24 protein-coding genes are annotated in these 24,541 nt (G+C 61.2%); 20 read left to right on the top strand and 4 right to left on the bottom strand.

The features are described 5' to 3' along the window. Nucleotides 1-160 precede the first annotated feature (160 nt). Both glgB and GG26_RS07250 read left to right on the top strand, forming a co-directional pair. Complete coding sequence (glgB, locus tag GG26_RS07255; RefSeq protein ID WP_414389651.1) at nucleotides 161-2,473, top strand: 1,4-alpha-glucan branching protein GlgB; 2,313 nt, start codon at nucleotides 161-163, stop codon at nucleotides 2,471-2,473. A 24-nt stretch (nucleotides 2,474-2,497) separates the two neighbouring features. After that, complete coding sequence (locus GG26_RS07250) at nucleotides 2,498-3,889, top strand: TldD/PmbA family protein (protein ID WP_414389648.1); 1,392 nt, start codon at nucleotides 2,498-2,500, stop codon at nucleotides 3,887-3,889. Nucleotides 3,890-3,927: 38 nt separating this feature from the next. On the opposite strand, the gene GG26_RS07245 is transcribed toward GG26_RS07250, so the two are convergent. Together GG26_RS07245 and lpdA are read right to left on the bottom strand one after the other, a co-directional pair. Next, nucleotides 3,928-5,229, bottom strand: coding sequence for a class I SAM-dependent methyltransferase (locus GG26_RS07245; RefSeq protein ID WP_414389645.1), 1,302 nt, complete (start codon nucleotides 5,227-5,229; stop codon nucleotides 3,928-3,930). A 71-nt stretch (nucleotides 5,230-5,300) separates the two neighbouring features. After that, on the bottom strand, nucleotides 5,301-6,683 hold the full coding sequence (gene lpdA / locus GG26_RS07240; RefSeq protein WP_414389643.1) for a dihydrolipoyl dehydrogenase: 1,383 nt from the start codon (nucleotides 6,681-6,683) through the stop codon (nucleotides 5,301-5,303). Nucleotides 6,684-6,827: 144 nt separating this feature from the next. Here lpdA and GG26_RS07235 point away from each other — a divergent pair, with 144 nt between their 5' ends. From GG26_RS07235 to GG26_RS07175, 13 genes are all read left to right on the top strand, one after another. Further along, entirely contained in the window at nucleotides 6,828-7,604 is a 777-nt protein-coding gene (locus tag GG26_RS07235) for an HAD family hydrolase (RefSeq protein ID WP_011430872.1), read from the top strand. Then, nucleotides 7,601-8,449 (top strand): M28 family peptidase, encoded by an 849-nt coding sequence (locus tag GG26_RS07230; protein ID WP_414389640.1) that lies wholly within the window; start codon nucleotides 7,601-7,603, stop codon nucleotides 8,447-8,449. Before GG26_RS07235 ends, GG26_RS07230 begins: the two co-directional genes overlap by 4 nt. A 276-nt stretch (nucleotides 8,450-8,725) precedes the next feature. Then, entirely contained in the window at nucleotides 8,726-9,487 is a 762-nt protein-coding gene (locus tag GG26_RS07225; RefSeq protein ID WP_011430870.1) for a ChaB family protein, read from the top strand. 121 nt (nucleotides 9,488-9,608) lie between these two features. After that, on the top strand, nucleotides 9,609-10,541 hold the full coding sequence (locus GG26_RS07220) for a DnaJ C-terminal domain-containing protein (protein WP_011430869.1): 933 nt from the start codon (nucleotides 9,609-9,611) through the stop codon (nucleotides 10,539-10,541). After that, a complete protein-coding gene (locus tag GG26_RS07215) occupies nucleotides 10,538-10,819 on the top strand; it encodes a chaperone modulator CbpM (RefSeq protein WP_011430868.1) in 282 nt (93 codons plus the stop codon). The genes GG26_RS07220 and GG26_RS07215 overlap by 4 nt, the downstream gene beginning before the upstream one ends. 52 nt (nucleotides 10,820-10,871) lie before the next feature. Then, on the top strand, nucleotides 10,872-11,621 hold the full coding sequence (locus tag GG26_RS07210; protein WP_011430867.1) for a photosystem reaction center subunit H: 750 nt from the start codon (nucleotides 10,872-10,874) through the stop codon (nucleotides 11,619-11,621). Between the two features lie 157 nt (nucleotides 11,622-11,778). Further along, a complete protein-coding gene (gene rplU, locus GG26_RS07205) occupies nucleotides 11,779-12,186 on the top strand; it encodes a 50S ribosomal protein L21 (RefSeq protein WP_011430866.1) in 408 nt (135 codons plus the stop codon). A gap of 59 nt (nucleotides 12,187-12,245) precedes the next feature. Then, nucleotides 12,246-12,515: a 50S ribosomal protein L27 gene (gene rpmA / locus GG26_RS07200; protein ID WP_011430865.1), complete on the top strand. Its 270-nt coding sequence runs from the start codon at nucleotides 12,246-12,248 to the stop codon at nucleotides 12,513-12,515. Nucleotides 12,516-12,641: 126 nt separating this feature from the next. Then, nucleotides 12,642-14,135 (top strand): cellulose synthase, encoded by a 1,494-nt coding sequence (locus GG26_RS07195; protein ID WP_099813010.1) that lies wholly within the window; start codon nucleotides 12,642-12,644, stop codon nucleotides 14,133-14,135. A gap of 258 nt (nucleotides 14,136-14,393) precedes the next feature. After that, nucleotides 14,394-16,160 carry an MBL fold metallo-hydrolase gene (locus tag GG26_RS07190; RefSeq protein ID WP_414389633.1) on the top strand — a complete coding sequence of 589 codons (1,767 nt, stop codon included), beginning with the start codon at nucleotides 14,394-14,396 and terminating at the stop codon, nucleotides 16,158-16,160. 59 nt (nucleotides 16,161-16,219) lie between these two features. After that, a complete protein-coding gene (locus tag GG26_RS07185) occupies nucleotides 16,220-16,963 on the top strand; it encodes an ABC transporter ATP-binding protein (protein ID WP_011430862.1) in 744 nt (247 codons plus the stop codon). Between the two features lie 87 nt (nucleotides 16,964-17,050). After that, a complete protein-coding gene (locus tag GG26_RS07180; RefSeq protein ID WP_011430861.1) occupies nucleotides 17,051-17,635 on the top strand; it encodes a TIGR04376 family protein in 585 nt (194 codons plus the stop codon). Between the two features lie 197 nt (nucleotides 17,636-17,832). Continuing rightward, the gene (locus GG26_RS07175; RefSeq protein WP_011430860.1) at nucleotides 17,833-18,126 is read left to right on the top strand and encodes a PipX family protein; all 294 of its coding nucleotides are present in this window, start codon (nucleotides 17,833-17,835) and stop codon (nucleotides 18,124-18,126) included. Between the two features lie 6 nt (nucleotides 18,127-18,132). Here GG26_RS07175 and pheS read toward each other — a convergent pair whose 3' ends face one another. Both pheS and GG26_RS07165 read right to left on the bottom strand, forming a co-directional pair. Further along, a complete protein-coding gene (pheS, locus tag GG26_RS07170; RefSeq protein ID WP_099813013.1) occupies nucleotides 18,133-19,134 on the bottom strand; it encodes a phenylalanine--tRNA ligase subunit alpha in 1,002 nt (333 codons plus the stop codon). A gap of 151 nt (nucleotides 19,135-19,285) precedes the next feature. Next, nucleotides 19,286-19,897 (bottom strand): chromophore lyase CpcT/CpeT, encoded by a 612-nt coding sequence (locus tag GG26_RS07165; RefSeq protein ID WP_414389628.1) that lies wholly within the window; start codon nucleotides 19,895-19,897, stop codon nucleotides 19,286-19,288. 719 nt (nucleotides 19,898-20,616) lie between these two features. On the opposite strand from GG26_RS07165, the gene GG26_RS07160 reads away from it, so the two are divergent. The 5 genes from GG26_RS07160 (at nucleotide 20,617) to GG26_RS07140 (ending at nucleotide 24,376) form a co-directional block, all read left to right on the top strand. Next, the gene (locus tag GG26_RS07160; protein WP_011430857.1) at nucleotides 20,617-21,135 is read left to right on the top strand and encodes a phycocyanin subunit beta; all 519 of its coding nucleotides are present in this window, start codon (nucleotides 20,617-20,619) and stop codon (nucleotides 21,133-21,135) included. A 187-nt stretch (nucleotides 21,136-21,322) separates the two neighbouring features. After that, nucleotides 21,323-21,805: a phycocyanin subunit alpha gene (locus GG26_RS07155; RefSeq protein ID WP_011430856.1), complete on the top strand. Its 483-nt coding sequence runs from the start codon at nucleotides 21,323-21,325 to the stop codon at nucleotides 21,803-21,805. A gap of 274 nt (nucleotides 21,806-22,079) precedes the next feature. Further along, complete coding sequence (locus tag GG26_RS07150) at nucleotides 22,080-22,937, top strand: phycobilisome rod-core linker polypeptide (RefSeq protein ID WP_011430855.1); 858 nt, start codon at nucleotides 22,080-22,082, stop codon at nucleotides 22,935-22,937. Nucleotides 22,938-22,969: 32 nt separating this feature from the next. Next, nucleotides 22,970-23,797, top strand: a complete 828-nt coding sequence (locus GG26_RS07145) for a HEAT repeat domain-containing protein (RefSeq protein WP_099813014.1) — start codon at nucleotides 22,970-22,972, stop codon at nucleotides 23,795-23,797. 213 nt (nucleotides 23,798-24,010) lie between these two features. Continuing rightward, nucleotides 24,011-24,376, top strand: a complete 366-nt coding sequence (locus GG26_RS07140; protein WP_011430853.1) for a DUF4278 domain-containing protein — start codon at nucleotides 24,011-24,013, stop codon at nucleotides 24,374-24,376. The last annotated feature ends 165 nt before the right edge of the window (nucleotides 24,377-24,541 follow it).

Below are 24,541 nucleotides of genomic sequence, written 5' to 3'. Positions count from 1 at the left end.
CCTGGTTTACCAGTCCGTTGAAGCAGCAACTCCGAGAAGTGATTCTCGGAAGCTCTCGTCTACAGCCCGTCAGGGCTTAGCGGGAGAGGATGTCACGAGCTGCCAAAAGCGGCAGCCGACGACCGCTAGACTGAGATTGTTGCTTTGTTGAAGCTTGCCGATGGGCTTTCTCCTGTCTGCCGAACAAGTGCTTCAGTTCGTCACCAACCAGTGGCAGGATCCCTATGCTGTTTTGGGGCCGCAGCAGATAGAGCAGGGGGAGACGTCCTTCTGGCTGGTGCGGGCCCTGGTGCCCAATGCCAAACAGGTTTGGTTGGTAGAACGCGCCACTGGGCAGGCCTACCCCATGCAGCCGCTGCATCCAGAAACGTTGTTTGAGCTGTGCTTTGCGCCTGGCACGCCGGTTCCAGACTACTTTCTGCGGGCGCAGCGGGTCTGGGATCCGGAGGGCCAGCACTTGGAAGAGTGGGAGGATCCCTATCGCTTTCCCCTGGAGAAGGTCAACCACATCGGTGAGCTGGATCGCTACCTCTTCAACGAGGGCAACCACCACCGCATCTACGAGAAGTTGGGCGCTCATCCCATCAGCGTAGATGGGGTTCAGGGAGTCCACTTTGCCGTCTGGGCTCCCAACGCCCGCAATGTCAGTGTCATTGGCGACTTCAACCACTGGGATGGCCGCCAACACCAGATGAAGCGGCTGGGCGAAAGCGGCATCTGGGCGGTGTTCATCCCTGGTGTTGGGCCAGGAGCCGTCTACAAGTACGAGGTGAAAACTGCCTGGGGGGATATCTACGAAAAGTCAGATCCCTATGGCTTTCAGCAGGAGGTGCGACCCAAAACCGGCTCAATTGTAGCCGACCTCCACACCTATACCTGGCACGACCAGGAGTGGCTGGAAAAGCGGGCTGCCACCGACCCCCTGCGCTCGCCCATCTCGGTGTACGAGGTGCATTTGGGATCCTGGATGCACGCTTCCACGGAAGACCCCCCCGCTGAGGGGCACCTGGTGCCGGTGGAGCAAAAGCCCAACACCCGCTTTCTTACCTACCGGGAGCTGGCGGACAAATTGATCCCCTATGTCAAGGAGCTGGGCTTTACCCACATCGAGCTCTTACCCGTGGCCGAGCACCCCTTCGACGGCTCCTGGGGCTACCAGGTTATTGGCTACTACGCGGTAACCTCCCGCTACGGCTCGCCCCAAGACTTCATGTACTTTGTCGATCGCGCCCACCAGGAAGGGATCGGCGTCATTGTCGATTGGGTGCCGGGGCATTTCCCCAAAGATGGGCATGGGCTGGCCTTTTTTGACGGTACCCACCTCTACGAATATGCCGACCCCCGCAAGGGCGAGCACAAGGGCTGGGGCACTTTGGTTTTCAACTACGGCCGCAACGAGGTGCGCAACTATCTAATAGCCAATGCCCTCTTTTGGTTTGACAAATACCACATCGACGGCCTTCGGGTGGATGCGGTGGCCTCAATGCTCTATCTGGACTACGACCGCAAAGAATGGATCCCCAACTGCTACGGCGGGCGAGAACACCTGGAGGCCATCGACTTTTTTCGCCAGCTCAACACCCTTATTTTCAAGTACTACCCTGGCGTTCTTTCCATTGCCGAGGAATCCACTGCCTGGCCAATGGTAACCTGGCCAACCCATGTGGGTGGTCTGGGCTTTAACCTCAAGTGGAACATGGGCTGGATGCACGACATGCTGGATTATTTCCGCATGGATCCCTGGTTCCGCCAGTTCCATCACAACCTAGTGACTTTCAGCCTCATGTATGCCTTCAGTGAAAATTACATGCTGGCTTTTTCCCACGATGAGGTAGTGCACGGCAAAAGCCACATGTTGGGCAAAATGCCAGGGGATATGTGGCACAAGTTTGCCAGTTTGCGGGCCCTCTACGGCTACATGTTCACTCACCCTGGCAAGAAAACCCTGTTCATGGGCATGGAGTTTGGCCAGTGGAACGAGTGGAATGTTTGGGCAGATCTAGACTGGGAGCTGCTGCAGTATGAGCCCCACGCCAAGCTGCGCCACTACGTAGCCACCCTCAACCATCTATTGCGCTCGCAGCCAGCTCTCTACACTCAAGACACCAAGCCAGAAGGGTTCCGCTGGATTGACTGCAGCGACCATCGGGGCATTATCTCCTTTATCCGATATGGGGAGGATCCCAGGGAGTGGCTAGTGGTAGTCTGTAACTTTACGCCGGTGGTTTGGCCGAATTACCGCATTGGCGTGCCGCAGCGAGGGTTTTACCGGGAACTGCTCAACAGCGACGCGGTAGAGTTCTGGGGTAGCGGGGTTGGCAACCTAGGGGGCAAGTGGACGGATGACTGGCCCTACCACAACCTGCCCTACTCGCTTGAGCTCTGCCTGCCCCCTCTTTCAACCTTGGTGCTGAAGTGGCAGCCGCCCCAGCTGGCGGAGGATTCAGGCGAAAACAAAGCTATGCTGGAGTGAGTACGGCCTTCCCGCCTCATTGCCATGCGAGATCTGCTGCGCGACATCCTTCGAGACTATTCTGGCTTTGTGGAACTGCGCTACCACAGCAAAGTCTTTCGCAGTGTCACGGCGGAAAAGGGGCGCATTGAGCGCACAGCGGTTCGACGGCGCTCAGGTGTGGGGGTGCGGGTGCTAGAAGCCGGCACCTGGGGCTTTGCCGCCACCGGGGATCCCTCGCCAGCAGCCATTCGCAAGGCCATTGCCGAAGCTCAGCAAGCGGCCCGCGCCAGCGCCGACTGCCGCAGGCAGAAGCTGAAGGCTTTGCCCAGCGTATCCCTGGCCCAGGGGGAGTTCTGCGAGCCCGGCGTGGAGGAGGTGGTCAACAAACCCCTGGAGGCCAAGATCCAGTTGGCTCTGGAAACAGAAGCCCAGGCGCGCAAGTCTTCCGCCCGCATCACCTCCGCCAGTTGCACTTACAACGAGATCTACGAGGAAAAAGCCATTGTTACTACGGATGGGGCGGATGTGGCCTTCCGGCTGGTGCGCCCTGAGCTGCGGATCCAGGCGGTGGCCGAGGCGGATGGCCAACTAAGCAGCGGTACTGAGTCCATTGGCGTGACGGGGGGGTGGGATTGCCTTTTTCGGGCGGATCCCTTGCAGATGGCGGAGAAGGCGGCTGCCACAGCCGTCGATCTCCTCTCTGCAGGCTATGCTGAGGGGGGATGGGCCACGGTCATCTTGTCCCCTTCCATCGTGGGGCTGCTGGTGCACGAGGCCATTGGCCACACGGTCGAGGCGGATTTTGTCTTGGCCGGCTCGGTGGCAGCCGGCAAGCTGGGGCAGCGGGTGGCCAGCGAGCTGGTTACTCTCAAGGACTCTGGCCGTTCTGAATTTATGCCGGGGGCAGGGGGAACGCTGCCTGTGGACGATGAGGGCGTCCCCACCCAAACCACCACCATCATCCAGAACGGCATCCTGGTGAGCTACCTGCACAACCGCGAAACGGCTGCCCACTTCGGCGTCGAGCCCACCGGCAATGCCCGCGCCTGGGAGTACGCCGATGAGCCGCTCATCCGCATGCGCAACACCTATCTCGAGCCGGGATCCCAGACATTGGAGGAGATCATCGCCAGCACTCCCGACGGCTACTTCCTGGATGGGGCCAGAAACGGGCAAGCGGACTCCACGGGCGAGTTCATGTTTGGCGTGGAGCGGGCCTACCGCATTCGCAATGGCAAGCTGGCGGAGCTATTGCGGGGAGTCACCATCACCGGCAATGCCTTTGAGGTGTTGCAGTCAGTGGACGCTGTGTCGCGAGATTTCCTTTGGGATCTCGGATCCGGCCACTGTGGCAAGGGCCAGCCAGCCAAGGTGGATGCCGGCGGGCCCTACATTCGCTGCCGTGCCATTGTGGGGGGCCGACAGCCTGCTTAGCCCTCACCCCCAGCCCCTCTCCCAAAGGGAGAGGGGAGTTAGGGAGCAACTCTTAGAACCAGCCGGTCGGCTTCCCACTGCTGGAAGAGGCGGAGGACGTGGCCGGCTCTCTCGCGATGGTCGGCCAAGATCTCGGCGCCGGAACGAGCTTGCTTGGCCAATGGCAGCAGCAGCTCCACCACCTGGTAGCGGCTAGAAGCGATCATCTTGCCCGGGATGCGGGCGATGGGCCAGAAGATGTCCATCTTTTGGGTCACGATCTGGGCCGGATCCACTTTGCCCAGCAGATCCGAAAAGGGGATCTTTTGATCCCAGTAGCGCACCTTGCCGTACTGGAGAAAGAGGGGGTTGAGCTGCCAACGGGAGCTTTGGAAAAACTCGGGAGTAAAGGGATCCCAATGGGCCAACTTTTTGCCCTGGTGGCAGCACCAAAAGAGATTTTGCGTGTGGTAGAGGGGCTCCAGGTACTCGATGACCCGCAGTTGGTCAATGCGGGCAAGGGCCTCGTAGCGGCGGTGGAACTCCGGGTGGGTGGCGGCAATCAAGGGCCTGGCGTTCCAATAGTCCAAGTAGGGGGCGACATCGATAAACTCCAGTCCCGCCTGGGCCACCAGGTCGGGGATCTCGCCAATGTCAAAGGGGATGTCGTTGGCGTGGAAGAAGTTATCGACGATGTTTTCATCTGGTAAGTAGTACTCTTCGTGGGCCTTGGCGTGCCGGGCCAGCAGGGAATTGGGATGGGCTGCCTTTAATAATTGCCGCACAAATTCGATCTTTTCCGGCGTGGCCGGTGGGGTAATCCCCAGCAGCTCCAGAGCGCGGCGAATGCGGTAGAGGTGCCAACGACCAGAACGGTTGTAGAGCATCAGGGCCATTACCCCGTCGGGAGCCAGGCGCGAGGCCAAGTTCTTTAGGGCCTTGACGGGATCGGCGGTGTGGTGGATTACCCCGTAGGAGCTGATCATGTCAAAGCTTCCCTCCGGCCAGGTGGAGGGATCCATGAGATCCCCATAATGCACCGAGCAGTTGCGCAGGCCGTGGTACTTGATCCGCTTCTGGGCAATCTCCAGGGCTGGGCGGCTGAGGTCGATCCCTACCACGGCGCCATATCCGGGGTTGCTGGCGGCGATGACGTGCATCTCCCAACCAGTGCCGCAGCCGGCCACCAAAAACCTGGCCCCAGTGGGCTCTTGCAAGGTGCGGGTGCGGGCATATTGGGCCAAGGTATAGCTGCCCAGGCTGGAAAAGCCCTCAAAGGGCTGGTCGTAAGGAATAGGGGGATAGGGGAAGGTTTCGTACTGGGCTTGCACTGCCCGTGTAATCTCGGCTTCGGTAACCAAGAGGACTTCCTCCTGCGTACTTCCCTCCCAATCCTATGGCTTTCTCAAGGGCTGGAGGGGAAACCTGCTGGCTAGGCCACTGCCAAGCTGTGGGCAGCTCGCCGGTAAGCTTCTTCCAGCGTCTCTGCCAAGGTGGGGTGAACATGCACCAGGCGGGCCAGCTCTTGCACCGTGGCGCGGCGGGCGATGGCCTGGGCTGCCTCGTGGATGAGATCGGCGGCATGCGGCCCAAAAATGTGGGATCCCAGCAAGAGGCCCGTCTCTTTATCAAAGACCAGCTTCACCATGCCCTCAGTCTCGCCAGCAGCAATGGCCTTGGAGTTGCCGCCAAAGTAGGTGCGCACCGTGCCTACGCTATAGCCCTCGGCTTTGGCCTGCGGCTCGGTTAGCCCCACAAAGCCCATCTCCGGATGGGTGAACACCGCCGCCGGGATGCTCAGGTAATCCATGTAGGCAGGGCGGCCACAGATGTTTTCCACCGCCACCCGCCCCTGCGCTGCCGCCGCGTGGGCCAGCATCATCTTGCCCGTCACATCCCCAATGGCCCACAGGTGGGGCAATTCGGTGGCCATGCGGCTATCCACCGGCACAAAGCCGCGCTTGTCCGTAACAACCCCCAGCTCCGCCAGGCCCAGCCCTTCTGAGACCGGGATCCGCCCAGCGGCCACCAGGCAGCCATCCACCTGCAGCGTCTCCCCGTTGGAGAGGTGGATCGTCACCGGCTGGCCGGGGATCACCTGCTTGGCCAGCACGCCCACATAGGTCTGGATCTGGCGGGGTTTAATCAGCACCCGCTGGGCCAGGCGGGCAATGTCGGGGTCAAAGGCCGGCATCAGGGTCTCCAGCGCCTCGATGAGAATAACTTGGGATCCCAGCGCCGTGTAGACGTCGGCAAATTCCTGGCCGATGTAGCCGCTGCCGATGATGGCCAGCCGCTCCGGGATCCACTCCAACCGCACCGCCTCGTCGCTGGTAAACACGGTGCGGCCATCCACCTGGATCCCCGGCGGCACAAAGGGTCGAGAACCCGTGGCCAGGATCACATCCCGCGCCGTGTAGGTCTGGGATCCCTTCTCTTCCTGGACTTCGACCGTTTGTGGCCCCGCCAGCCTGCCCCGCCCCCGCAGGATTGTTACCCCCAGCTTCTCTAGGGAGCGGGTCATGTCGGTGCGGATCTTCTCCACCACCTGGGCAGCATGGGCAGCAATGGCTCCTCGGTCGGCCTGGACGGATCCCACTTGGATGCCCAGCTCAGGGGTGTGTTGCAGTTCCCGCAGGCGTCCGGAGGCGGCCAGGAGAGCTTTGGAGGGGATGCAGCCGCGGTTGATACAGGTGCCGCCCATTTCCGCACCTTCGACGATGGCGGTTTTGAGGCCGGATTCGACGGCATGCAGCGCCGCGCCATGGCCGCCGACGCCAGCACCGATGATGATCAAGTCAAAATCAAAGCTCATGGCGAGACTTGGATAACCGGTGCCTCATTTTCTCATCTTGTTGGCCTTCCCAGGAACCTGGCTGAGAGCATCCAAACCATGAGGTAGCATAGGGTCGCTTGCCCAGTTGACAAGAGGCTGGCGGGGTGGGAACGGGGGATGCGCATGGAACTGCAGGCGTTCATTTTTGATGTGGATGGCACGCTGGCGGATACGGAGCGGGATGGGCACCGCGTGGCTTTCAACGCCGCCTTTGCCGAGGCAGGGTTGGACTGGCACTGGTCGGTGGAGCTCTACGGCCAGCTCCTGGCCATCACCGGCGGCAAAGAGCGCATTCGCCACTTCGTCCAGACCTGCCAGCCGCCCCTGCCTGCCGGCGAAGACCTGACCAGTCTAATAGCCCGGCTGCACCAGGCCAAGACCCGCCACTACACAGCTCTGTTGGCCCAAGGAGGGATCCCTTTGCGCCCCGGCGTCAAGCGCCTCTTACAGGAAGCCAGAGCCGCCGGGATCCGCCTGGCCATCGCCACCACCACCACGCCCGAAAACGTGACGGCCCTTCTGGAGCACACCCTGCCAGAAAGCCTGAGCTGGTTTGAGGTGATCGCTGCCGGCGATATTGTCCCCGCCAAAAAGCCAGCCCCCGACATCTACTGCTACACCCTGGAACAGATGGGGCTGCGCCCCCAGGAGTGCCTGGCCTTTGAAGACTCGGAGAACGGGCTGCGCTCGGCCCAGCAGGCGGGCGTCCCGGCCGTGGTGACAGTAAACAACTATACGCGGGAGCAAGACTTTTCGGGAGCGGCTTTGGTGTTGGATCACCTAGGGGAGCCTGGGCTGCCGTTTCAGGTGTTGGCGGGAAGGGCGGGATCCCACAGCCACTTTACTCTGGAGCTGGCTCGCCAAGTCCACGCTCAAGCCCTCGCCGGACAAGAAAAGTGACCCGAGAGCCCAATCTGCAACAGCGCCTCCGGGAGCACCTGCAGCAAGTAGCTCAGCCCCGCGATCCCGACTGGTCGCCTTTGGGCCATCGGCAGGTGGAGCAGTATGTCCAAAAACAGCTTTCCGAGTGCGGCCCGGTGGAGCCCTTCCCCTTTGAGGCCAATGGCTGCCAGCACCGCAACTGGATCTTGAAATTGCCGGGATCCCAGCCTAGCCGCAGGCCCATTTTAATCGGGGCCCACTTCGACGCCGCGCCTGCTACCCCCGGCGCCGACGACAACGCCAGCGGCGTGGCGGTGTTGCTGGAGTTGGCCCGCCATTTTGCTGCTGACCCTGCCCCTTCTCCTCTGTGGCTGGTGGCCTTCGACCTGGAAGAGCGGGGGATGATAGGCAGCAGGGCCTACGCCCGCTTTCTCAGACAACAGCGCCAGCCCCTGCGGCTGATGCTCTCTCTGGAGATGCTGGGCTACCGGGATCCCACGCCCGGATCCCAGCGCTACCCCGCCGGCCTGGAGCGGCTCTACCCCGACCGGGGAGATTACATCGGTCTCATTGGCAACTGGCCCGCCCTGGGGGATCTGCTTAGGCTGCAGCGCGGTTTTCAGCAGGTGGGGATCCCGTGTTGCTGGCTGCCAGCCGGCCAGCGGGGTTTGTTCCTGCCGGTTACCCGCCTCAGCGACCACTCCCCCTTTTGGGATGCGGGCTACCCTGCGGCTATGGTGACCGACACCGCCTTTTTGCGCAACCCCCACTACCACAAGCTGAGCGACACCCTCGAGACCCTAGATCTTGCCTTTTTGAGTGGGGTCTGCCGCGGCTTGAGGCAGGGTCTTGGATCCCTCTAGGCCGTGAGATCCCTCGATTCCCAACTCCCCTCTCCCTCTGGGAGAGGGGCTGGGGGTGAGGGTGCCTCTGGGAGAGGGGCTGGGGGTGAAGGCCAGCGGCGCGGGGCGCTTGGGCAGGCCTCCTCAGTACGGAGATCGCTCCAGGAGTTTCGCGATCCCTCGACTCCCGCTTGGGCGACAGAGGGAGATAATAGGCGGCATAGGCAAAGAGGGGAAAAGTTTGCCAAAAAACCTCCCTTAGCCTTTTGGGTCAAAACTTTCACAGGAGCCTTTTTCATGAATACCTTCGCCCAAGCCCCCAAAAAGTGCGTCTCTGCCGTTTTCAAAGAAGAAGCCAAAGTCCAAGAGTGCATCCAGCGCCTGCTCAACCGCGGTATCCCCAACGACCGCATCTCCATCATTGGCCGCAACTTTCAAACGGAAGCCAAAATTAGTGGCTTTATCACTCGCAAAGATGTGGTTCTCGATGGCTTGACCAGCGGCGCCATCTACGGATCCCTGTTTGGATCGCTGCTGGGGCTCCTCACGGGGGTAGGGGTGCTGTTTATTCCCTTTTTGGGGGCGGTGGTGGCCGCCGGGCCACTAGGAGCGGCGCTGCTGGGGGCAACCGGTGGCGCTCTCTACGGGGCGCTGGGAGCGGGGCTGGGATCCGCCCTCATTGCCCTGGGCATGCCACAGGAGAAGGCCGCCATCTACCAGACGCGGGTGCAGGCGGGCGAATTCCTGTTGGTGGTGCAGGTGCCGGAGGAAAAAGCGGGCGAAATCTACTTGCTGCTGCAAAGTGCCGGCGGCGAAGAGGTGGCCACTGCCGACTTGAACTTGCCCAGCGAGCCAGAGGGATCCCTGACTCCCGAAACCATCTCCCCCGAGATCCGCGCCGATCTCTCAGAAGAAGCCCAGCAAACCTTTGTGGAAGCCTATAACCAGGCCAAGGCAGAGGGCAGCCCGGTCACCCAGGCGCTGCTCAAGGCTTGGGAAAAGGTCAAACAAGTTTTCACAAGAGACGACAAGGGGATTTTCTCCAGGCGCAAACCCTAGGGGAGTGCTCTCAGGGGCAAGGACAGAGCTAAGTGTTTCTCCCTCGCTCTGGGTTTTCCGATTGCACCTCTAGCCTGAAGGTATCCTAAAAGCCTTAACCTGATTTCGTAGGGGTGAGCTTATGGCTGCGAGCGATTTCAAGGACTACTACCAGATCCTGGGCGTCAGCCGAGATGCCTCTTTAGAGGAGATCAAGCGCGCCTATCGCAAGCTGGCCCGCCAGTATCACCCCGACGTCAACCCCGGCAACAAGGCGGCCGAGGAGCGCTTCAAGCAGATCAACGAAGCCTACGAGGTGCTCTCGGATCCCGACAAGCGGCGGCGCTACGACCAGTTTGGCCAGTACTGGCAACGGGTGGGCAGCGGCGCGGCGGCGGGGCCGGGCATGGAGGGATTTGCCCAGTACGCCAGCTTCGAGGACTTCATCAACGAGCTTCTGGGCCGCATGGGATCCCGCCGCGGCGGCTTCCAGGGCTTCACCACGGGGTTTGGGCCGTTTGTCTCGGTGGATCTGCCAGGGCAAGACGTAGAAGCCACGCTGGGCCTCACCTGGGCAGAGGCCTTCCACGGCACCCAAAAGCGGCTGAGCGTGGATGGCGAAACCCTCACCATCCGCATTCCTCCCGGCGCCAAACCGGGCAGCCGCATCCGCGTCAAGGGTAAAGGCCAATATAGCCCCTTTGGCGGGCCGAGGGGGGATCTCTACCTCACCCTGGAGCTGCCCCCGCACCCCTTCTTCCGCTTCGACGGCGACAACCTGCTCTGCGAGCTGCCCATCACCCCTGACGAGGCGGTTTTGGGCGGCACAGCGGAAGTCCCCACCCCCACCGGTCGGGTGCAACTGAAGATCCCCGCCGGCGTCGATAGCGGCCAGACCCTGCGGCTGCGCGGCCAGGGCTGGCGGGATCCCCAAGGGCAGCGGGGCGACCTGCTGGTGCGGCTGAAGGTTGTCACGCCCAAATCCCTCTCCCCCACTGAGCGGGATCTCTACGAGAAGCTGCGGCAAAATCGGAGCTGGGATCCCCGCGCCTACTTGCAGGAGGTGAGGCTATGAGCTTGGCCATTGTGCGGGTAGAAGAACGGCTCTACACCTTTGAGCAGGCCAGTGAAGTAGCCGGGATCCCGACCCACCTGCTGGAGTGGCTGCTGTTGCAGGGGCTGGTGGAAGCGCAAAGCAGCTACCTCACCCCCCAACAACTGCGGCGCCTGCTGCAGATGATCCGCCTGCATCGGGACTTGGGCCTCAACTGGGTTGGGGCGGCCATGGTTTTGGATATGGCCCAGGAAATTGCCCGCCTCAGGGCGCAGCTACACTACTACCGCGGAGGCTAAGCAGCCCAAGCCTCCATCTCCCTTAAATCCCGCAAGTCAGGAGAACTTCTCTATGGAACAAGTCGTCCGACGCAGCCAAGTGGTGGGCCTGCTGGCCCTGGATAGCAGCACTGCCACGGCCCTGGGCACTGTCGAAGAAATCTGGGTCGATGGACAAGGGCGGGTCTGCTACTTCACCAGCCAGCAGGGCTACACCCCCCTGGAGCAAATCTCTCTCATCGGGCCGGACGCGCTGCTGACCTACTCCACCGTCTTCGCCACTCCGGCAACGCCGCTTAGCTCCCTCTACCGGCGAACCGTGCGTATTGGGGATCAGCCGGTGGGCTGGATCGAGGATTTTCTCTTCGATTGGGAAACCGGAACGATTGCCGCCTACATCCTGGGGGGCAGCATCGCCGAGCCCTGGGGAGGGCGCGCCGTCCTGTTGCCGGAGGATGTAGAGGCCATCGACGTAGATGCCGTGGTGGTCAAGGAAGATGCGCCGCAGCGCCTCAAATCAGAAACTGAGGGCCTAAAGAACTTTTGGAGCGAAAAGTCTCGCCAAGTCAAGCAGCTCATCCAGCGCATGGGGGATCGCCTCAAATCCCTGGTCGGCCCCCAGGATCCGCCGGAGGTGGTGCGCGTCAAGGTCAAGCAAGTGCGGGACGAGCTGGCCAAAGGGGGCAAGTTCGACCTCTCCCTGCTCGATGAGGCGGCAGAGTTTTTGCAGCAAAAATGGACAACCTGGCAGCAGCGCCTTAGCCGCGCCGCCCAGCGCATGCAAGCTGCCCTCCAGGCCGCCTGGGAAAAGCTGACCGAATGATGCTCCAACTCCCCTCTCCCAAAGGGAGAGGGGATGGGGGTGAGGGAATAGCCCTAGCTGACAGAGGGCAGGTTTTTCCGCTAGGATTAAAAATCGCTGTCAATGCTCGGATCAGGTTGCAAGACCCCTAGGGGCACCTGTACGGCAAGGAAAAGGCATGACCTACGCAATTGTGGAAACCAGTGGCAAGCAGCTTTGGGTAGAGCCAGGGCGCTTTTACGACGTCGATCGCCTGCCCGGCACAGAGGAAAACAGCCCCTTGGCCCTGTCCCAGGTGTTGTTAATCAACCACGAGGGACAGGTGACGCTAGGGCATCCGTATGTTCCCGAGGCAGTGGTCAGGGCACGGGTCTTGCAGCACCGCCGCGGCAACAAAATCATCGTCTACAAGATGAGGCCGAAGAAGGGAACCCGCAAAAAGAGAGGACACCGGCAGCCGCTCACCCGCGTGCTGATCGAGTCCATCGAACTCAACGGCACAACCCTGGCCACGGCCCAGTCTGCTCCGCCATCCACTTCTGAGGCGACCACTGACACCACAGGGATCCCAGCGGCGGAGGAATAGATCCTAAACTCAGGATCCCAACTTATCTTTGGCGACGACACAGTTGCAGAGGAGGCGTTATGGCTCACAAGAAAGGAACCGGCAGTACCCGCAACGGTCGCGACTCCAATGCCAAGCGGCTGGGGGTGAAGTGCTTTGGCGGCGAGCTGGTGCACCCTGGCTACATTTTGGTGAGACAGCGGGGCACCAAGTTTCATCCAGGGGTGAACGTGCGCCGCGGCGGCGACGACACCTTGTTTGCGGTGGCCACCGGCATTGTTACCTTTGAGCGCTACGGCAAGTGGCGGAAAAAGGTGAGCGTCTACCCGGTTGAGGCGGCTGCCCAATAGGCAGTGAGCTTCCCGTTCTGGCTGGGCAACTGGGCAAGACAGCTCAACTGGTTCCATTCCTCAGCCTGCAGCTGGGCAAAGGGGGGATCCTGGCTTGGCCCAATCCCAATCCTGTGTGGAGCGCCTGTGAGATCCAGGGCTGTGCGGGTGTACTTGTTTCGGGGAGTGGGGTTGCTCCACCTTATCGCTGGGGTGGCGTACCTCTACTGGCGCATCAGCGAGGGGCTGACCGGTCTGGGATCCCTTCTGTTTTGGGGGGCAGAGCTGTACGTTTGGCTGGCGGCGGTGGGCTTTATCCTCAGCCGCTATCCCCAGGTGCCGCAGGAGGGGGTGCCCGCGCCCGAGGTGCTGCGGCGGGCGTTTTTTCAACTGCCGCGGGTGGACGTGCTGGTGCTGCGCCAGCGGGATTCCGTGGAAGCGACCCGGCAGACGGTGCTCTCGGCCCTGCGCCTGGATTACCCCTGGGAGCGGCTGTTTGTCCATATTGTGGATCGGGTGGAAGATGCGGAGATGGCTAAAGTGGCGCGGGCCATCCCCTGCGAGTACTGGTCTTGCCCAAGCCCCACGACCGATCCCCTAGCCTACATGCTGGGATCCGGCCAGCTCCAGGGAGAATATCTGCTCCTGCTGCATCCCGGCCATTTTGTCGAGCCGGATTTTTTGTGGCAGACGTTGCCCCTGTTTTACGACTTTCCGGAGCGGGCCCCGATTGCCAATGCCACCGGCTTTGTGCAGGCAACGCTGCGCACCCTGGGCCAGCCCAGGGCGGTTCACCCGCTGCAGCAGCTTTTGGCGGTGGGATCCCAGGGCTACCAGGCGGCGCCGCTGCTGGGATCTGGCTGTCTCATTCGGCGGGCAGCTTTGGAGGGGATCCCGCAAATCGACATTCGCCGCCCTGTGCAGTTGGGGTGTCAGATGCACTGCCGCGGCTGGCAGTCCCACCTAGTGCGCCCAGCCCAGGTCACTGGCATTTTGTTGCCGTTGCGCAACCGCCGCGTCGCTCTGCTGGCGGTGTTTTCTGCCCTGCGGGAAAACCCCTTCTGGAGCAAGCCCACCACGCAGCAGCAGCGCTTTCAGTACCTGTGGCTGGCCCTCTGGGCTGCGGGCGGGGTGGCGGAGCTGGCCTATTTGGCGGTGCCCATCCTCTTTCTCTGCACAGGCTGGATGCCGGTGCCGGCCTTTGATAGAGTCTTCTTTGCCTGGTTTCTTCCCTACGCCCTGCTGGGGCGCCTCACCTGGCTGTTGGCTTTTCCCCCGTCGCTGTGGGGAGCGGCGTGGCAGTCGGAGCGGCAGACGGGCAGCCAGTTTTTCCAGTCCATCCAGGCGCTGGTGCAGGCGGTGCGGGGGGTGCCCCCCTACCCCGAACAGCCGTCCCAGCTTTCCCTCGGCCCGCAGGCGCTGGCTATTGTGCTGACGTTGTTGGCCATGGGGGTGGGATCCCTGCGCTTTGCCGGCAACTGGGATCCAACCTGGCCAGAGCTGCTGTTTGGCCTAGTCTGGGCCTTCTACAACCTGATGGTTCTAACGGTGCGCCCGGACGATCACGATTTTGCCGGCTTTGCCTTGCGTAGCCACAACCCGGCAGCGGAAGAAACAACAGATGCGCTCTCCAACTCCTAGGGCTGCCAAGCCAGGCACACCGCAAAGCCAAATCCCCCTATTATTCCGCTGTTGCATGGAGAGCATAGAGAAAATGGCCGGCTGCCCCGGCGGAAGTGGTCAACAGCTATGCTGGAAGAAGGATAGGATAGCTAGATCGGCAGAGGTTGCCCCTGCCTTTCCGGGAGGTGTACGGAGGGGGAGGGGCGATCCCTGGCCGAGCCGCCCTTGTGGTTTGCAGGATTGAGCGTGGTCTTCTAGCTTAAAAACAACACATCTGTGGAGTCAGAAAGACCCCCCCTTCGACTGTTTCCCCTGGGCACGGATCCCCGCCGGCAGGGCTGTGCCTACTGGCTGGAGATGGGATCCCACCGCTTGCTCCTCGATTGCGGTTTGCCTGCTTCCTCCCTCTTCAAGGCCCTGCCAGGGATCCCGGATGCGGTGATCTGCAGCCATGCTCACTTTGACCACCTGCAGGGGCTGCCCGCCTTTTATCGTCGCTACCCGCAGGTGCCTATCTATGCCACTCCCCTGACCGCCCACTTGGCGGGCGGCCTGTGGGAGCGGGGCGTTTGGCCGGGCTACGACCGGGAAATTCGCTTTCCTCCCTTTCGGGCACTGCCCTTTGGCCAGGCACGAGAGATCCTGCCCCATCTGATGCTCACCTTTTTCACAGCCGGGCACCTGCCGGGAGCAGCGGCAACCCTGCTGCAAAATACCCAGACCACTCCGGCCCAAACCTGCGTCTACACCGGCGACTGTTCCCTGGCCTCAACCCGCTTTGCCCCCGGCTTGGATCTCACCGCTTTGCGCCATTGGCAGCCGGACGTGCTGCTCATCGAAGCCTCGCTGGGATCCACTCGCCATCCGCCCCGTCGCCATCTGGAAAACCGCCTGCTGGAGCGTCTGATCAGCGCCTTGGCAGCAGGGCAGACGGTGCTGTTTCCGCTGCCGGTGTTGGGGCTGGGGCAGGAGCTGCTCTTCCTCCTCAAAGCCCACCACCGCTTTACCCAGGCTTCCCAAGAGCTGACCGTGTGGGTGGCGCCGGGGCTGGCGGCAGGCTGCAACCTCTACGAACGCTTGCTCCCCTACCTGCCGGAGCCGGTGCGCAATTTCGCCACCTATCAGCCCTTGTTCTGGGAAGACCGCCTGCAGCCGCGGGTGCAGCCCCTCACGGAGGCGGATCCCCTGCCCCAGGGCCTGTTGCTGTGCGATGCCGATGCCGGGCCTGAAGCCTGGGATCCCATCTGGTCGCGCTTGCTGGCCCAGCCGCAGCGCTCCTGTCTGCTGGTGCGGCTGCCGGAAGTGGAGCTGGCCACCCCCTTTGACCAATGGCCAGCGCCGCTGCGCTCCCGCATCGGAGTGGAGTGGCTGGCTTGGCACAGCCACAACGACGTTGGGCATCTGACCCAGATCGTCCACACCTTTCGCCCCCAACATGTGGTCTTGGTGCACGCCAGCCCCCAGCAGGCGCAGGATCTGGCGGATCTGCCGGAGCTGTGCAACCGTTACCATGTCCACTGCCCCCAACCCGGCCATTGGTTGGAGCTGCCCGACAGCCGCCTGCAAACCCAAGTCAAGCCGTCAGAATTTCCCAGGGATCCCGCCTTGCGCTACGAGGGGGAGGTGGAAGAGATCTGGCAGGAACAGGGCTCGCCCCGCGCCTTGGCCGGCGTACAGGTACGGCTGCCCCCTCAGATTGCCCAGGATCCCCGCTGGGCCGCCTGGGCTGAGACTGGCTTGGTGGAGGCCCGCTGGCAGGGATCCGAACTGGTGTTGCGCGGCCTTTCGCCGCGGGAGCTGATCCGCCCGGCAGGGGCCGCCCCCGCACCAGCAGGAATCGTGCCGCGTCCAAAACAGCCTTCTGCCTCCACCGATAACGGTGGCAGAAAGTGCCAGAACTGCCGCTTTGCCCGCCAGATCTTAACCTCACAAGCCCAAGCCTTTCGCTGCGACCAAGAGCGCTCCCCCCTCTACCGCCTCCGGGTGGATCCGCAAGGAAGCTGTCCCTACCATCAGCCGCTGGAAATCCGCTCTTCCGGTTAGTCAGCCCCCGAAGCCCCAGCAGCCCAAAGGCTAGAATGGGGCCAGTCGCGGTACCCACCATGCTTGAGCAACAACCCTGGGCAGATCGTCGCCAGGGGCTAGTCGGATCCCTGGAGCGCCCTACCACACCCCACCTGCCCGTGGTGCAAATGGTCGGGGTGAACAAAGTCTACCCACTGCCGGAAGGCAGCTTTCAGGCCCTCTACGATATCGACTTGGCGATCGAGGCAGGGGAGTATTGCGCCATCATGGGGCCCTCTGGCTCCGGCAAGTCCACCCTGATGAACCTCATGGGCTGCCTGGATCGGCCCAGCTCAGGGCGCTACTGGCTGGACGGCGTGGAAGTCTCTACTCTGACGGATCGGGAGCTGGCCCGGATTCGCAACCAAAAGATTGGCTTTGTCTTCCAGCAGTTTCACCTCCTGCCCCTCTTGACGGCTCTGGAGAACGTGATGCTGCCCCTGGCCTACGCCGGGATCCCGGAGCCAGAGCAACGCCGGCGGGCCAAGCAAGCTTTAGAACAAGTGGGCTTGGGGAGCAAGCTGCACCAGCGCCCGGCTCAACTCTCCGGCGGCCAGCAGCAGCGGGTGGCCATCGCCCGTGCCATCGTCAACCGGCCACAACTGTTGTTGGCTGACGAGCCTACAGGAGCCCTGGACAGCCGCACCGGCCAGGAAGTGCTCAACCTCTTTGCCGAGCTGCACCGCCAGGGCATTACCCTTGTCGTGGTTACCCATGACCTGGAAGTGGCCCAGGCCGCCCAGCGCATCATCCGCGTTGCCGATGGGCATTTGCTGGTCTAGGCTGCGATCCAACGGGGGCCTATCGGGAACGAGCCGGCTTGCGCTAGCCTAAACGCAACTGAGCGCTCGGCCAGTGAGGATCGGCCCATGAAATTGATCGAAGATATCATCCGATTTTTGGAGACCCGCCTAGAGGAATTCCTCAAAGCCCACCCAGAGATCGAGTTGCAAGCCCTCGACGAGCAGTTGCGCCAGCAGGAAGAAGAAACTCGACGGCTGCGGCAGGAAAGCTTGGCCCAGAAGCAAGCCCTGAGCGAAGCTCTCGCCAAGCTGGGCGAGGAGATCAAGACCTGGCACTTTCGCATCGAAAAAGCCGAGCGGGCCAACCGCCCCGACCTGGCCGAAGGGGCGCGTCGACGGGAAGCCGAGCTTTTGGAGAAAGGAAGCCGGTTGTTCAACCAAGGGAAGGCTCTGGAGGAGAAAATCCAGCAACTGGAAGCTCTGCTGCCGCAAATTGCCCGGCGCCGCCAAGAGGTGAAAACCAAGCTGCAAGAAGTCAAGGCCGCCCAAGCCAAAACTGCCGCCGAGCCGGCTTGGGGCTTCAGCCCCTGGGGAAAACCGTTTGAGGAAGATAAGTTGGAGGAGGAATTTCGCCGGCTGGAGATGCGGCTAGAGGTAGAGAAGGAATTGCATGACATGAAGAAAAAGGTGGGGGAACAGCAGCGGCGGTAGCAGCCTGGCCTGTGTCTAAAAAAACTCTGTTAACCTCGAATCCAGTTGCAACAGCCGAACCAAAATCAAGCTGGGTGGAACCTACGATTTGCGCTCTCGGTCTCAAGAGCCGGAGCGAAATCGTTTCGGCAACTTTCTCGGCCACCGAACGAGAAGGAAAGCCCCTCTTCTCCACCAAGAGTGGTACGCTATTGGGCATGAATGAGCTCTATCTAAATCACCCTACATTTGGTTTGCTCTACGGCCTGTGTCGGGTTAACGAAGGGGAGGCCATCTTCACCACCCTTTATGCCCAAAGGCTGTTTTTTCGGGTCTACTTCAAGCCCCCCGCTGACGACGACCCGTCTGCTGTGGAAGAATTGGTCTTTGATCCGATTAGCCGCAACGAAGCCCGCCAAGTTCTCGAAGAGCAGATGCGCTTGCTGCGCCGCGCCAATCGCAAAGACGAGCTGGAACATCTGCAGTTGGTTTACAAACGCACCTTTTCCTAAGCCGCTCTAGAATTGCGACAGAAAGCGCAGGTCGCTGCTGTAGAACAGCCGGATATCCTGAACGCCGTGCAGGAGCATGGCCACCCGCTCAACGCCGATCCCTGCCGCAAAGCCGGTGTAGCGCTCCGGGTCATAGCCGACCGCCTGAAATACATTGGGATCCACCATGCCGCAGCCAAAAATTTCCAGCCACTTGGAGCCAAAACGCACATCCATCTCGGCAGAAGGCTCCGTGAACGGAAAATAGCTGGGCCGGAAGCGGGTTTCTCGCTGGCCCAACAGGCGAGTGACAAACTCCTTGAGGGTGCCCTTCAGGTCGCAAAAGGTGAGGTTCTGGCCCACCGCCAAGATTTCCATTTGGTGAAACACAGCCGAGTGGGTGGCATCGACACTGTCGCGGCGCATCACTCGCCCGGCATGCACAATGCGCAGGGGCGGCTGGTGTTGCTCCATATAACGCACCTGCACCGAAGAGGTTTGGGTGCGCATCAGATAGCCCTTTTCCAAATAGAGGGTATCCTGCATGTCCCGCGCCGGGTGGTCGGCGGGGGTGTTGAGGGCCTCGAAGTTGTAGTACTCTGTCTCGATCTCCGGGCCGTGGACCACCGTGTAGCCCATCCCCACAAAGATATCGAGCATGCGGTCGATGGTGGCCTGCAAAGGGTGAATCCGCCCTAGAGGCCGGCGCGGCCCCGGCATAGTGACGTCCAGCCGCTCCGCCTCCAGGCGAGCCTGGAGCTGAGCTTCGGCCAGGGCGCGTTTGCGCTCATCCAGCCTAGATTGCAGGGCCTCTTTGAAGGTGTTGGCCAAAGCGCCAATGGCAGGCCGTTCTTCCGGGGGCAGCTTCCCCATGCCCCCCAAGATCTTGGAGAGCTTCCCCTTCTTGCCCAAATAGTCGATGCGGATCTGCTCCAAGGCGTCCAGATCGGCGGCCTGCGCCACCTGGGCAAGCGCCTCACCTTGGAGGGTGAGAAGCTGTTGGCGAAGCGTGTCTCGTTCGTCTTGCATGGGGAAAGTTCATTCGCACATTCGCGTCAGCGTTGCCGAGCAGCCGGCAGACAAGGATCCCTATTGGACATGTAGCGGGCCGCAGTTGCTTTCTCCCAAAGTATCATCTTTCACCGACGGCGCCGAGATTGGCAAGGGATTCTCTTCCCACCTACTGCAGCAGCTCCGCCTGCCAATCGACAACCTTGCGAAAGCGAAAAGGGCCGGCCACAGCTCCCCACACCTGGCGGTGGGTAACCGGATCCATGCCGCGATCGTGGCTGCAAAACTCGTTCTCGCTCAGGTGCAAGGTGGTCTGCAAATAGGTGGTTTGACCGTTGCGCACCACGCAACAGCGGCAACCCGGCTCCGTCACGCCGACAAAAAGGGATCCCTGCCTCTTCACCTGCACATCACACCCCGGCAGGTAGGCCAGATCGGCAGCGCTCAGTTGGCTGAGTTGCTCCGCCCTCCCCCGAGCACACCCCCGCCACCGCTGCGGCTGCAGAGGACGGTAGTTGCGGATCACGATCCCGTCCCCCACTTGAGTGAGTTCCACCACTGCCTGACGATAGGGCTCCTCCAAATGGCCGCTGTAAGCCTGCTCCACATAAAAGCCGATTCCCCCCAGCACAGCAGTTGGCAAGGGGCGATAGGCCACCCGGATCGAGGCAAAAAAAGGTGGGTTCTCCCAGGCTTGCTCTTGGTTGCTGAAGTCTCCCGCCAGCCAACGTGCCATCTGCAACAGCTCAGGGGAAGAGGTGGACTCCAAGCAGTTCGACATAACCACGCATCCAGAAATACCGTAGGGACTTATACCGAAAATCCCAGGCGGTCGATGAAAACCTGCTCAGATTTTCCCCTAACCTCTGCTCTGCCGAGGAGGTTCCACAAATGTTAAATTATGTATCCTTTATGAGAAGGTTTGCGTGGATACTGAAGCGGGCTTGCCTCTTGGCCGAAAGCCACAATCACGGTTTATATTTTTCTTCATGTCGTAAAGCTGTGTAAAGTAACATTTTTTTCTGTAAAAACTAAGGCCCTGAAGGATGGAGAGAAGAGGGCGGGATTGCCCGTCTAGATGAGGATCCAAGACTTTTTGCGGCAAGTAAAGTCCCTTTACATTTTTTGATTCAATTGCTCCCTGTCCTCGCGATAGAAAAAGACTGGAAACAAGGCGAGCCAGATTTTCCTCATCTGTCCAGTTCAGGTTGTCGGCAGTGGAGGATCTTTAAGAAGCGGGATCCGTTGACATGTGTCGGCAAGCGGCTTCGCCTGCGAGGCCGTTTGACTGGAGGTGGGTCGAGGATTAGCTTGCCCATCTTGTTTCTACGGGCTTTGATCCCGTGGGCAGGTCTGTTGGGACAAGGAGCTGTGCCAACGGTGCCGGTCGGCATCAGGGATCGGGGCATTGCTGCATTCCTGGCTGGCGGGAGCTTCCACTTCCGCGGCAGGGAGTGACGATTCATAACCTCTTTTGCTTTCGCTAGGAGATTTAAAGCCATGAACGATGTATTTGGCAAAGTTGTTGCGCAAGCTGATTCCAAAGGCGCTTTCTTGGGAGAAAACGAGTTTGCGGCTCTGCAGCAGGTGATTGCCGAGGGGAACAAGCGCTTGGACGCCGTGAACCGCCTCACCAGCAACGCTTCTAAAATTGTGACCGATGCCATCCGTCAGTTGTTTGCCGAGGAGCCCAATTTGAACGCTCCCGGCGGCCCTGCTTATCCCAGCCGCAACGTGGCCGCCTGTATGCGGGATATGGATATCATCCTCCGCTACATCACCTATGCGGTGGCAGCCGCCGACCCCAGCGTGCTGGACGAGCGCTGCTTGAACGGCTTGCGGGAAACCTATCAGGCGCTGGGCACCCCTGGCAGCTCTGTGGCCAACGGCATTCAAAAAATGAAAAAAGCTGCGGTGGCGGTGGTGAGCGATCCCAACGGCATCACCCGGGGTGATTGCAGCGCTTTGATCGCCGAAATCGAGTCCTACTTCGATCGCGCCGCTGCTGCCGTGGTCTGATAGGGCCGGAATCTCCATCGCTTTGCCTGGAACAGTCGGATCCTAGGGTGAAGGCCGCCGTGGAGTTCAACTCGGGTTGGCCTGGGATCCCTGAGAAGACAACCTTTTTTGCAGTCATTTTGCAGTTAAGCCGCTTTTGCAGTGTTGGATTTTTGCGTTGAGCTTAAGTAAAGGAGCGTTTTGAATCATGCAAACCCCTATTGTCGATGCCATTGCTACCGCGGATAGCCAGGGGCGCTATCTGAGCAACAGCGAGTTGCAGGCCATCAACGGCCGTTTTCAGCGGGCTGCCGCCAGCATGGAAGCTGCCCGTGTCCTGAGCAGCCGTGCCGAAGAGCTGGTGCGCGGCGCCACCGAGGCCGTCTATGCCAAGTTCCCCTATACCACTCAGCCTGGGGGACAATGCCACACCCAAGCGGGCAAAGACAAGTGCGCCCGCGACGTGCGCCACTACCTGCGCTACATCACCTACTGCTTGGTAGCCGGTGGCACCGGCCCGTTGGACGAGTATCAGTTGGCCGGGATCCGCGAGATCAACGCCGCTTTTGAACTCTCCCCCAGTTGGTTTATCGAAGCGCTACGCTACATCAAAGCCAACCATGGCCTGACGGGGCAAGCGGCCACCGAAGCCAACACCTACATCGACTACGCCATCAACGCGCTCAGCTAGGTTCTGCAGCTTGGGATCCCCCAAAAAGGTGGCCAGCCCGGCGCTTGAGGGGGATAGCGAAGAAAGGTTGTCGAGGGCAACGGTGGCGAGAAAGGGATCCCTTTGGCCGGTTGGGTCTGAGGATCTCTCCCCCAGAGGGAAAAGCGCCGCTGTTGCTCTCGCTTCAACCCCATATTTGTGCTGCTGAGGGTTGTTGAGTTGAGAGGTGAACCCAAGCAGCCTTTTCAAGCTTTTTTCAAAGTTAATCCAGCCAGTTTCATCATGAGGAATTAACATGAGTGGAATCACAGCGGCAAGCCGAATGGGGATCCGGGGCATTACAGAGACGACTCCCTTAGAATTGCGCCCTAATGCCAGCCAGGATCAGCTCAATGCGATCCTGCGGGCCATCTATCGCCAGGTGCTGGGCAACGATCACCTGTTTGGCGCAGACAGGAAGGAGCTGGCCAGTGCGGAATCGCTGCTACGGCGGGGCAGCCTGACGGTGCGGGAGTTTGTGCGCTTAATCGCCAAGTCCGAAGCCTACAAGAGGCGGTTTTTGTACCCTAACTCCCAGACCCGCGCCATCGAGCTCAACTTCAAGCACCTGCTGGGGCGAGCTCCCACCAGCCCTAAGGATATTGCCCGACACCTGGACATCTACCACGCTGGGGGCCACAGCGCGGAGATCGATTCCTACATCGACAGCCCAGAATACCTGGAAGCCTTTGGCGACAACATCGTCCCCTATCCGCGCGGGTTTGAATATCGCAAGGCCCATACCACCCGCGACTTCACCAACCTTTTTGCCCTCTACGGGGGCTACGCCAACAACGACCGTTCCCAGGGGCGCAGGCCGCGCTTGATGGTACCCCTCGCCACCGGCTTTACCCCGGCCATCCGCCGCATCGGGGTGCGGGGGCTGCTGCCCCCCAGCCCCATTACCAAACACTTGGGGCCGCCAACGGGCCAGTCCGATCGCATGTTCTGCATTGAGGTGACGCGGCTGCTTAACCCGCCCTCGGCCCTGGCCACCTCCAGCCGGGTGCGCAAATCCAACCAGCAGATCTTTGTCTCTGCCGATCAGCTCTCGGCGACGATGCAGCGGCTGCTCAAGTCGGGCGCCAAGATCGTCAGCGTCCGCAGCGCTTGAGGCCTCTGCAGGCGCTCTGGCCTGTTGATGCTATGACCACGGCTGTTCCTTCAGATCTCCCTCCGGCCGCCGACCTCACCCCCGCTGGCCAGATCGCCAAGCTGCGCCATGGGGATCCGGGGGAACGTTACTACGCGGCTTGGTGGCTGGGGCGCATGCGCATCCCCGAAGGGATCCCGGCCCTGATCGAAGCCTTGGCCGATGAGACAGATCGCACCACGCAGGGGGGATATCCGCTGCGGCGCAACGCCGCCCGTGCCCTGGGCAAGGTGGCCTCCCCTGCTGGGATCCCGGCTCTGAAAGAGGCTTTACGCTGCTCCGATGGCCAAGTGGTGGCAGCAGCAGCCCAGGCGCTGGTGGAGATCGCCCTAGCCAATAATCTGGATCGGGATCCCAGGCAAGCCGAAGAGCTGGGAGTGGCGTTGCTCGAAGGGCTGCGCTGGGTGGAGCAGGGTCTGCAAACAGAAGCGCCTGCCGCCTTGGAGGCTTTGATCGAGGCGCTTGGACAGTTGCAGGTGGCTGCCGCCCTGGGGCAGATCCGCCCTTACCTAGAGCACCCCTCAATTCGCCTCCAATGCGCGGCAGCGCGGGCCTGTTACCGGCTGACAGGGGATCCCACTTTTGTCCAACCGCTACTGTCGGTGTTGAGCCACCCCAACATCCATCTGCGGCGGGCTGCCCTGCTGGATCTGGGGGCCAGCGGCTATCTGCCGGCGGCCCAAGCCATGGCAGCGGCAGCGGTGGAGGCCAATATCAAGCTGCTCGCCCTCAAGCAGTTGGTGGAGCTGAACCTCAGACGGGGAAAAGAGGCCGGCACCGACCTGCACCAGGTGCTACGGCTAATCGACGAGCTGCTCTAATTCTCTGGATAGGGAGACGACCTCGACCCAAAGTTGACACCCAACTGCTTATTTTGTTAATTTCGATACAGAATAAAATTGGGTTTTACCCTCTGAGCTGCGCCGAGGAAGCCGAAGCTGTTGTCTAACGGCTCTCAACAAGCTGGCTCAGGGGCGTCGCTTTCTTCCTCAGCTCTTTAAAGATCGCCGCAGTCTATTTGGGGGAGTCTTCCTATGCAACTGACCTACCGGGGCATTGCCCACGACTTTGTCCCTTCTGCCCCCGCAACCTGCCAGCGGCAGGAGGTGCCAACGCGCTACCGGGGCCTGGCGTGGAGCTGGCCAGCCCAATCGGCAGTTGTGTCGCTGCCACAGTTTTCTGCCTTGAGGTATCGAGGCCTTGTCCTCAATCCGGCGGCGAAGGCAGCGAGCAGGGTGCCGGCGGCTATTTCCCCGCGCAAGGACTTTATAACCTTGGTCGAAGAAACCCATCGGCAAAACCTGCTGCGGCGACTACAAGAGCGCATTCGCGCTGCCCAGGCCCGCGGCGACGAGCATCTGTTGCGGCAACTGGAGCAGGAGCGACAACTGCTGGCCTGAGCTCTGCCTTGCCCTCCCTCCAGAGGTCGGGAGAATCCGGGATAATGGTGCTGCCCTATGCCGAAGCGAGGGGGGTAGCGGCTGTGAGCCTGTGGGTGAATCCTGGGAAGATTAGGGCATCCCGACAGTTGCCCATTGCCAAGGCGGCGGTGGGGAGCTAGGGGT

Source organism: Synechococcus sp. 'PEA 65AY6A-5F PE A' (assembly GCF_047462575.1).
In the GTDB taxonomy this organism is placed as follows: domain Bacteria; phylum Cyanobacteriota; class Cyanobacteriia; order Thermostichales; family Thermostichaceae; genus Thermostichus.
This window is presented reverse-complemented; position numbering and strand designations above follow the sequence as displayed.

Bases quoted from the DNA above. Each gene is read 5' to 3' on its own strand.
- GG26_RS07215 (WP_011430868.1), top strand. From the start codon at position 10,538: ATGAGCTTGGCCATTGTGCGGGTAGAAGAACGGCTCTACACCTTTGAG.
- rpmA (WP_011430865.1), top strand. From the start codon at position 12,246: ATGGCTCACAAGAAAGGAACCGGCAGTACCCGCAACGGTCGCGACTCC.
- glgB (WP_414389651.1), top strand. From the start codon at position 161: ATGGGCTTTCTCCTGTCTGCCGAACAAGTGCTTCAGTTCGTCACCAAC.
- GG26_RS07175 (WP_011430860.1), top strand. From the start codon at position 17,833: ATGAATGAGCTCTATCTAAATCACCCTACATTTGGTTTGCTCTACGGC.
- GG26_RS07250 (WP_414389648.1), top strand. From the start codon at position 2,498: ATGCGAGATCTGCTGCGCGACATCCTTCGAGACTATTCTGGCTTTGTG.
- pheS (WP_099813013.1), bottom strand. From the start codon at position 19,134: ATGCAAGACGAACGAGACACGCTTCGCCAACAGCTTCTCACCCTCCAA.
- GG26_RS07210 (WP_011430867.1), top strand. From the start codon at position 10,872: ATGGAACAAGTCGTCCGACGCAGCCAAGTGGTGGGCCTGCTGGCCCTG.
- GG26_RS07235 (WP_011430872.1), top strand. From the start codon at position 6,828: ATGGAACTGCAGGCGTTCATTTTTGATGTGGATGGCACGCTGGCGGAT.
- GG26_RS07145 (WP_099813014.1), top strand. From the start codon at position 22,970: ATGACCACGGCTGTTCCTTCAGATCTCCCTCCGGCCGCCGACCTCACC.
- GG26_RS07160 (WP_011430857.1), top strand. From the start codon at position 20,617: ATGAACGATGTATTTGGCAAAGTTGTTGCGCAAGCTGATTCCAAAGGC.
- rplU (WP_011430866.1), top strand. From the start codon at position 11,779: ATGACCTACGCAATTGTGGAAACCAGTGGCAAGCAGCTTTGGGTAGAG.
- lpdA (WP_414389643.1), bottom strand. From the start codon at position 6,683: ATGAGCTTTGATTTTGACTTGATCATCATCGGTGCTGGCGTCGGCGGC.
- GG26_RS07155 (WP_011430856.1), top strand. From the start codon at position 21,323: ATGCAAACCCCTATTGTCGATGCCATTGCTACCGCGGATAGCCAGGGG.
- GG26_RS07185 (WP_011430862.1), top strand. From the start codon at position 16,220: ATGCTTGAGCAACAACCCTGGGCAGATCGTCGCCAGGGGCTAGTCGGA.
- GG26_RS07225 (WP_011430870.1), top strand. From the start codon at position 8,726: ATGAATACCTTCGCCCAAGCCCCCAAAAAGTGCGTCTCTGCCGTTTTC.
- GG26_RS07180 (WP_011430861.1), top strand. From the start codon at position 17,051: ATGAAATTGATCGAAGATATCATCCGATTTTTGGAGACCCGCCTAGAG.
- GG26_RS07140 (WP_011430853.1), top strand. From the start codon at position 24,011: ATGCAACTGACCTACCGGGGCATTGCCCACGACTTTGTCCCTTCTGCC.
- GG26_RS07150 (WP_011430855.1), top strand. From the start codon at position 22,080: ATGAGTGGAATCACAGCGGCAAGCCGAATGGGGATCCGGGGCATTACA.
- GG26_RS07165 (WP_414389628.1), bottom strand. From the start codon at position 19,897: ATGTCGAACTGCTTGGAGTCCACCTCTTCCCCTGAGCTGTTGCAGATG.
- GG26_RS07220 (WP_011430869.1), top strand. From the start codon at position 9,609: ATGGCTGCGAGCGATTTCAAGGACTACTACCAGATCCTGGGCGTCAGC.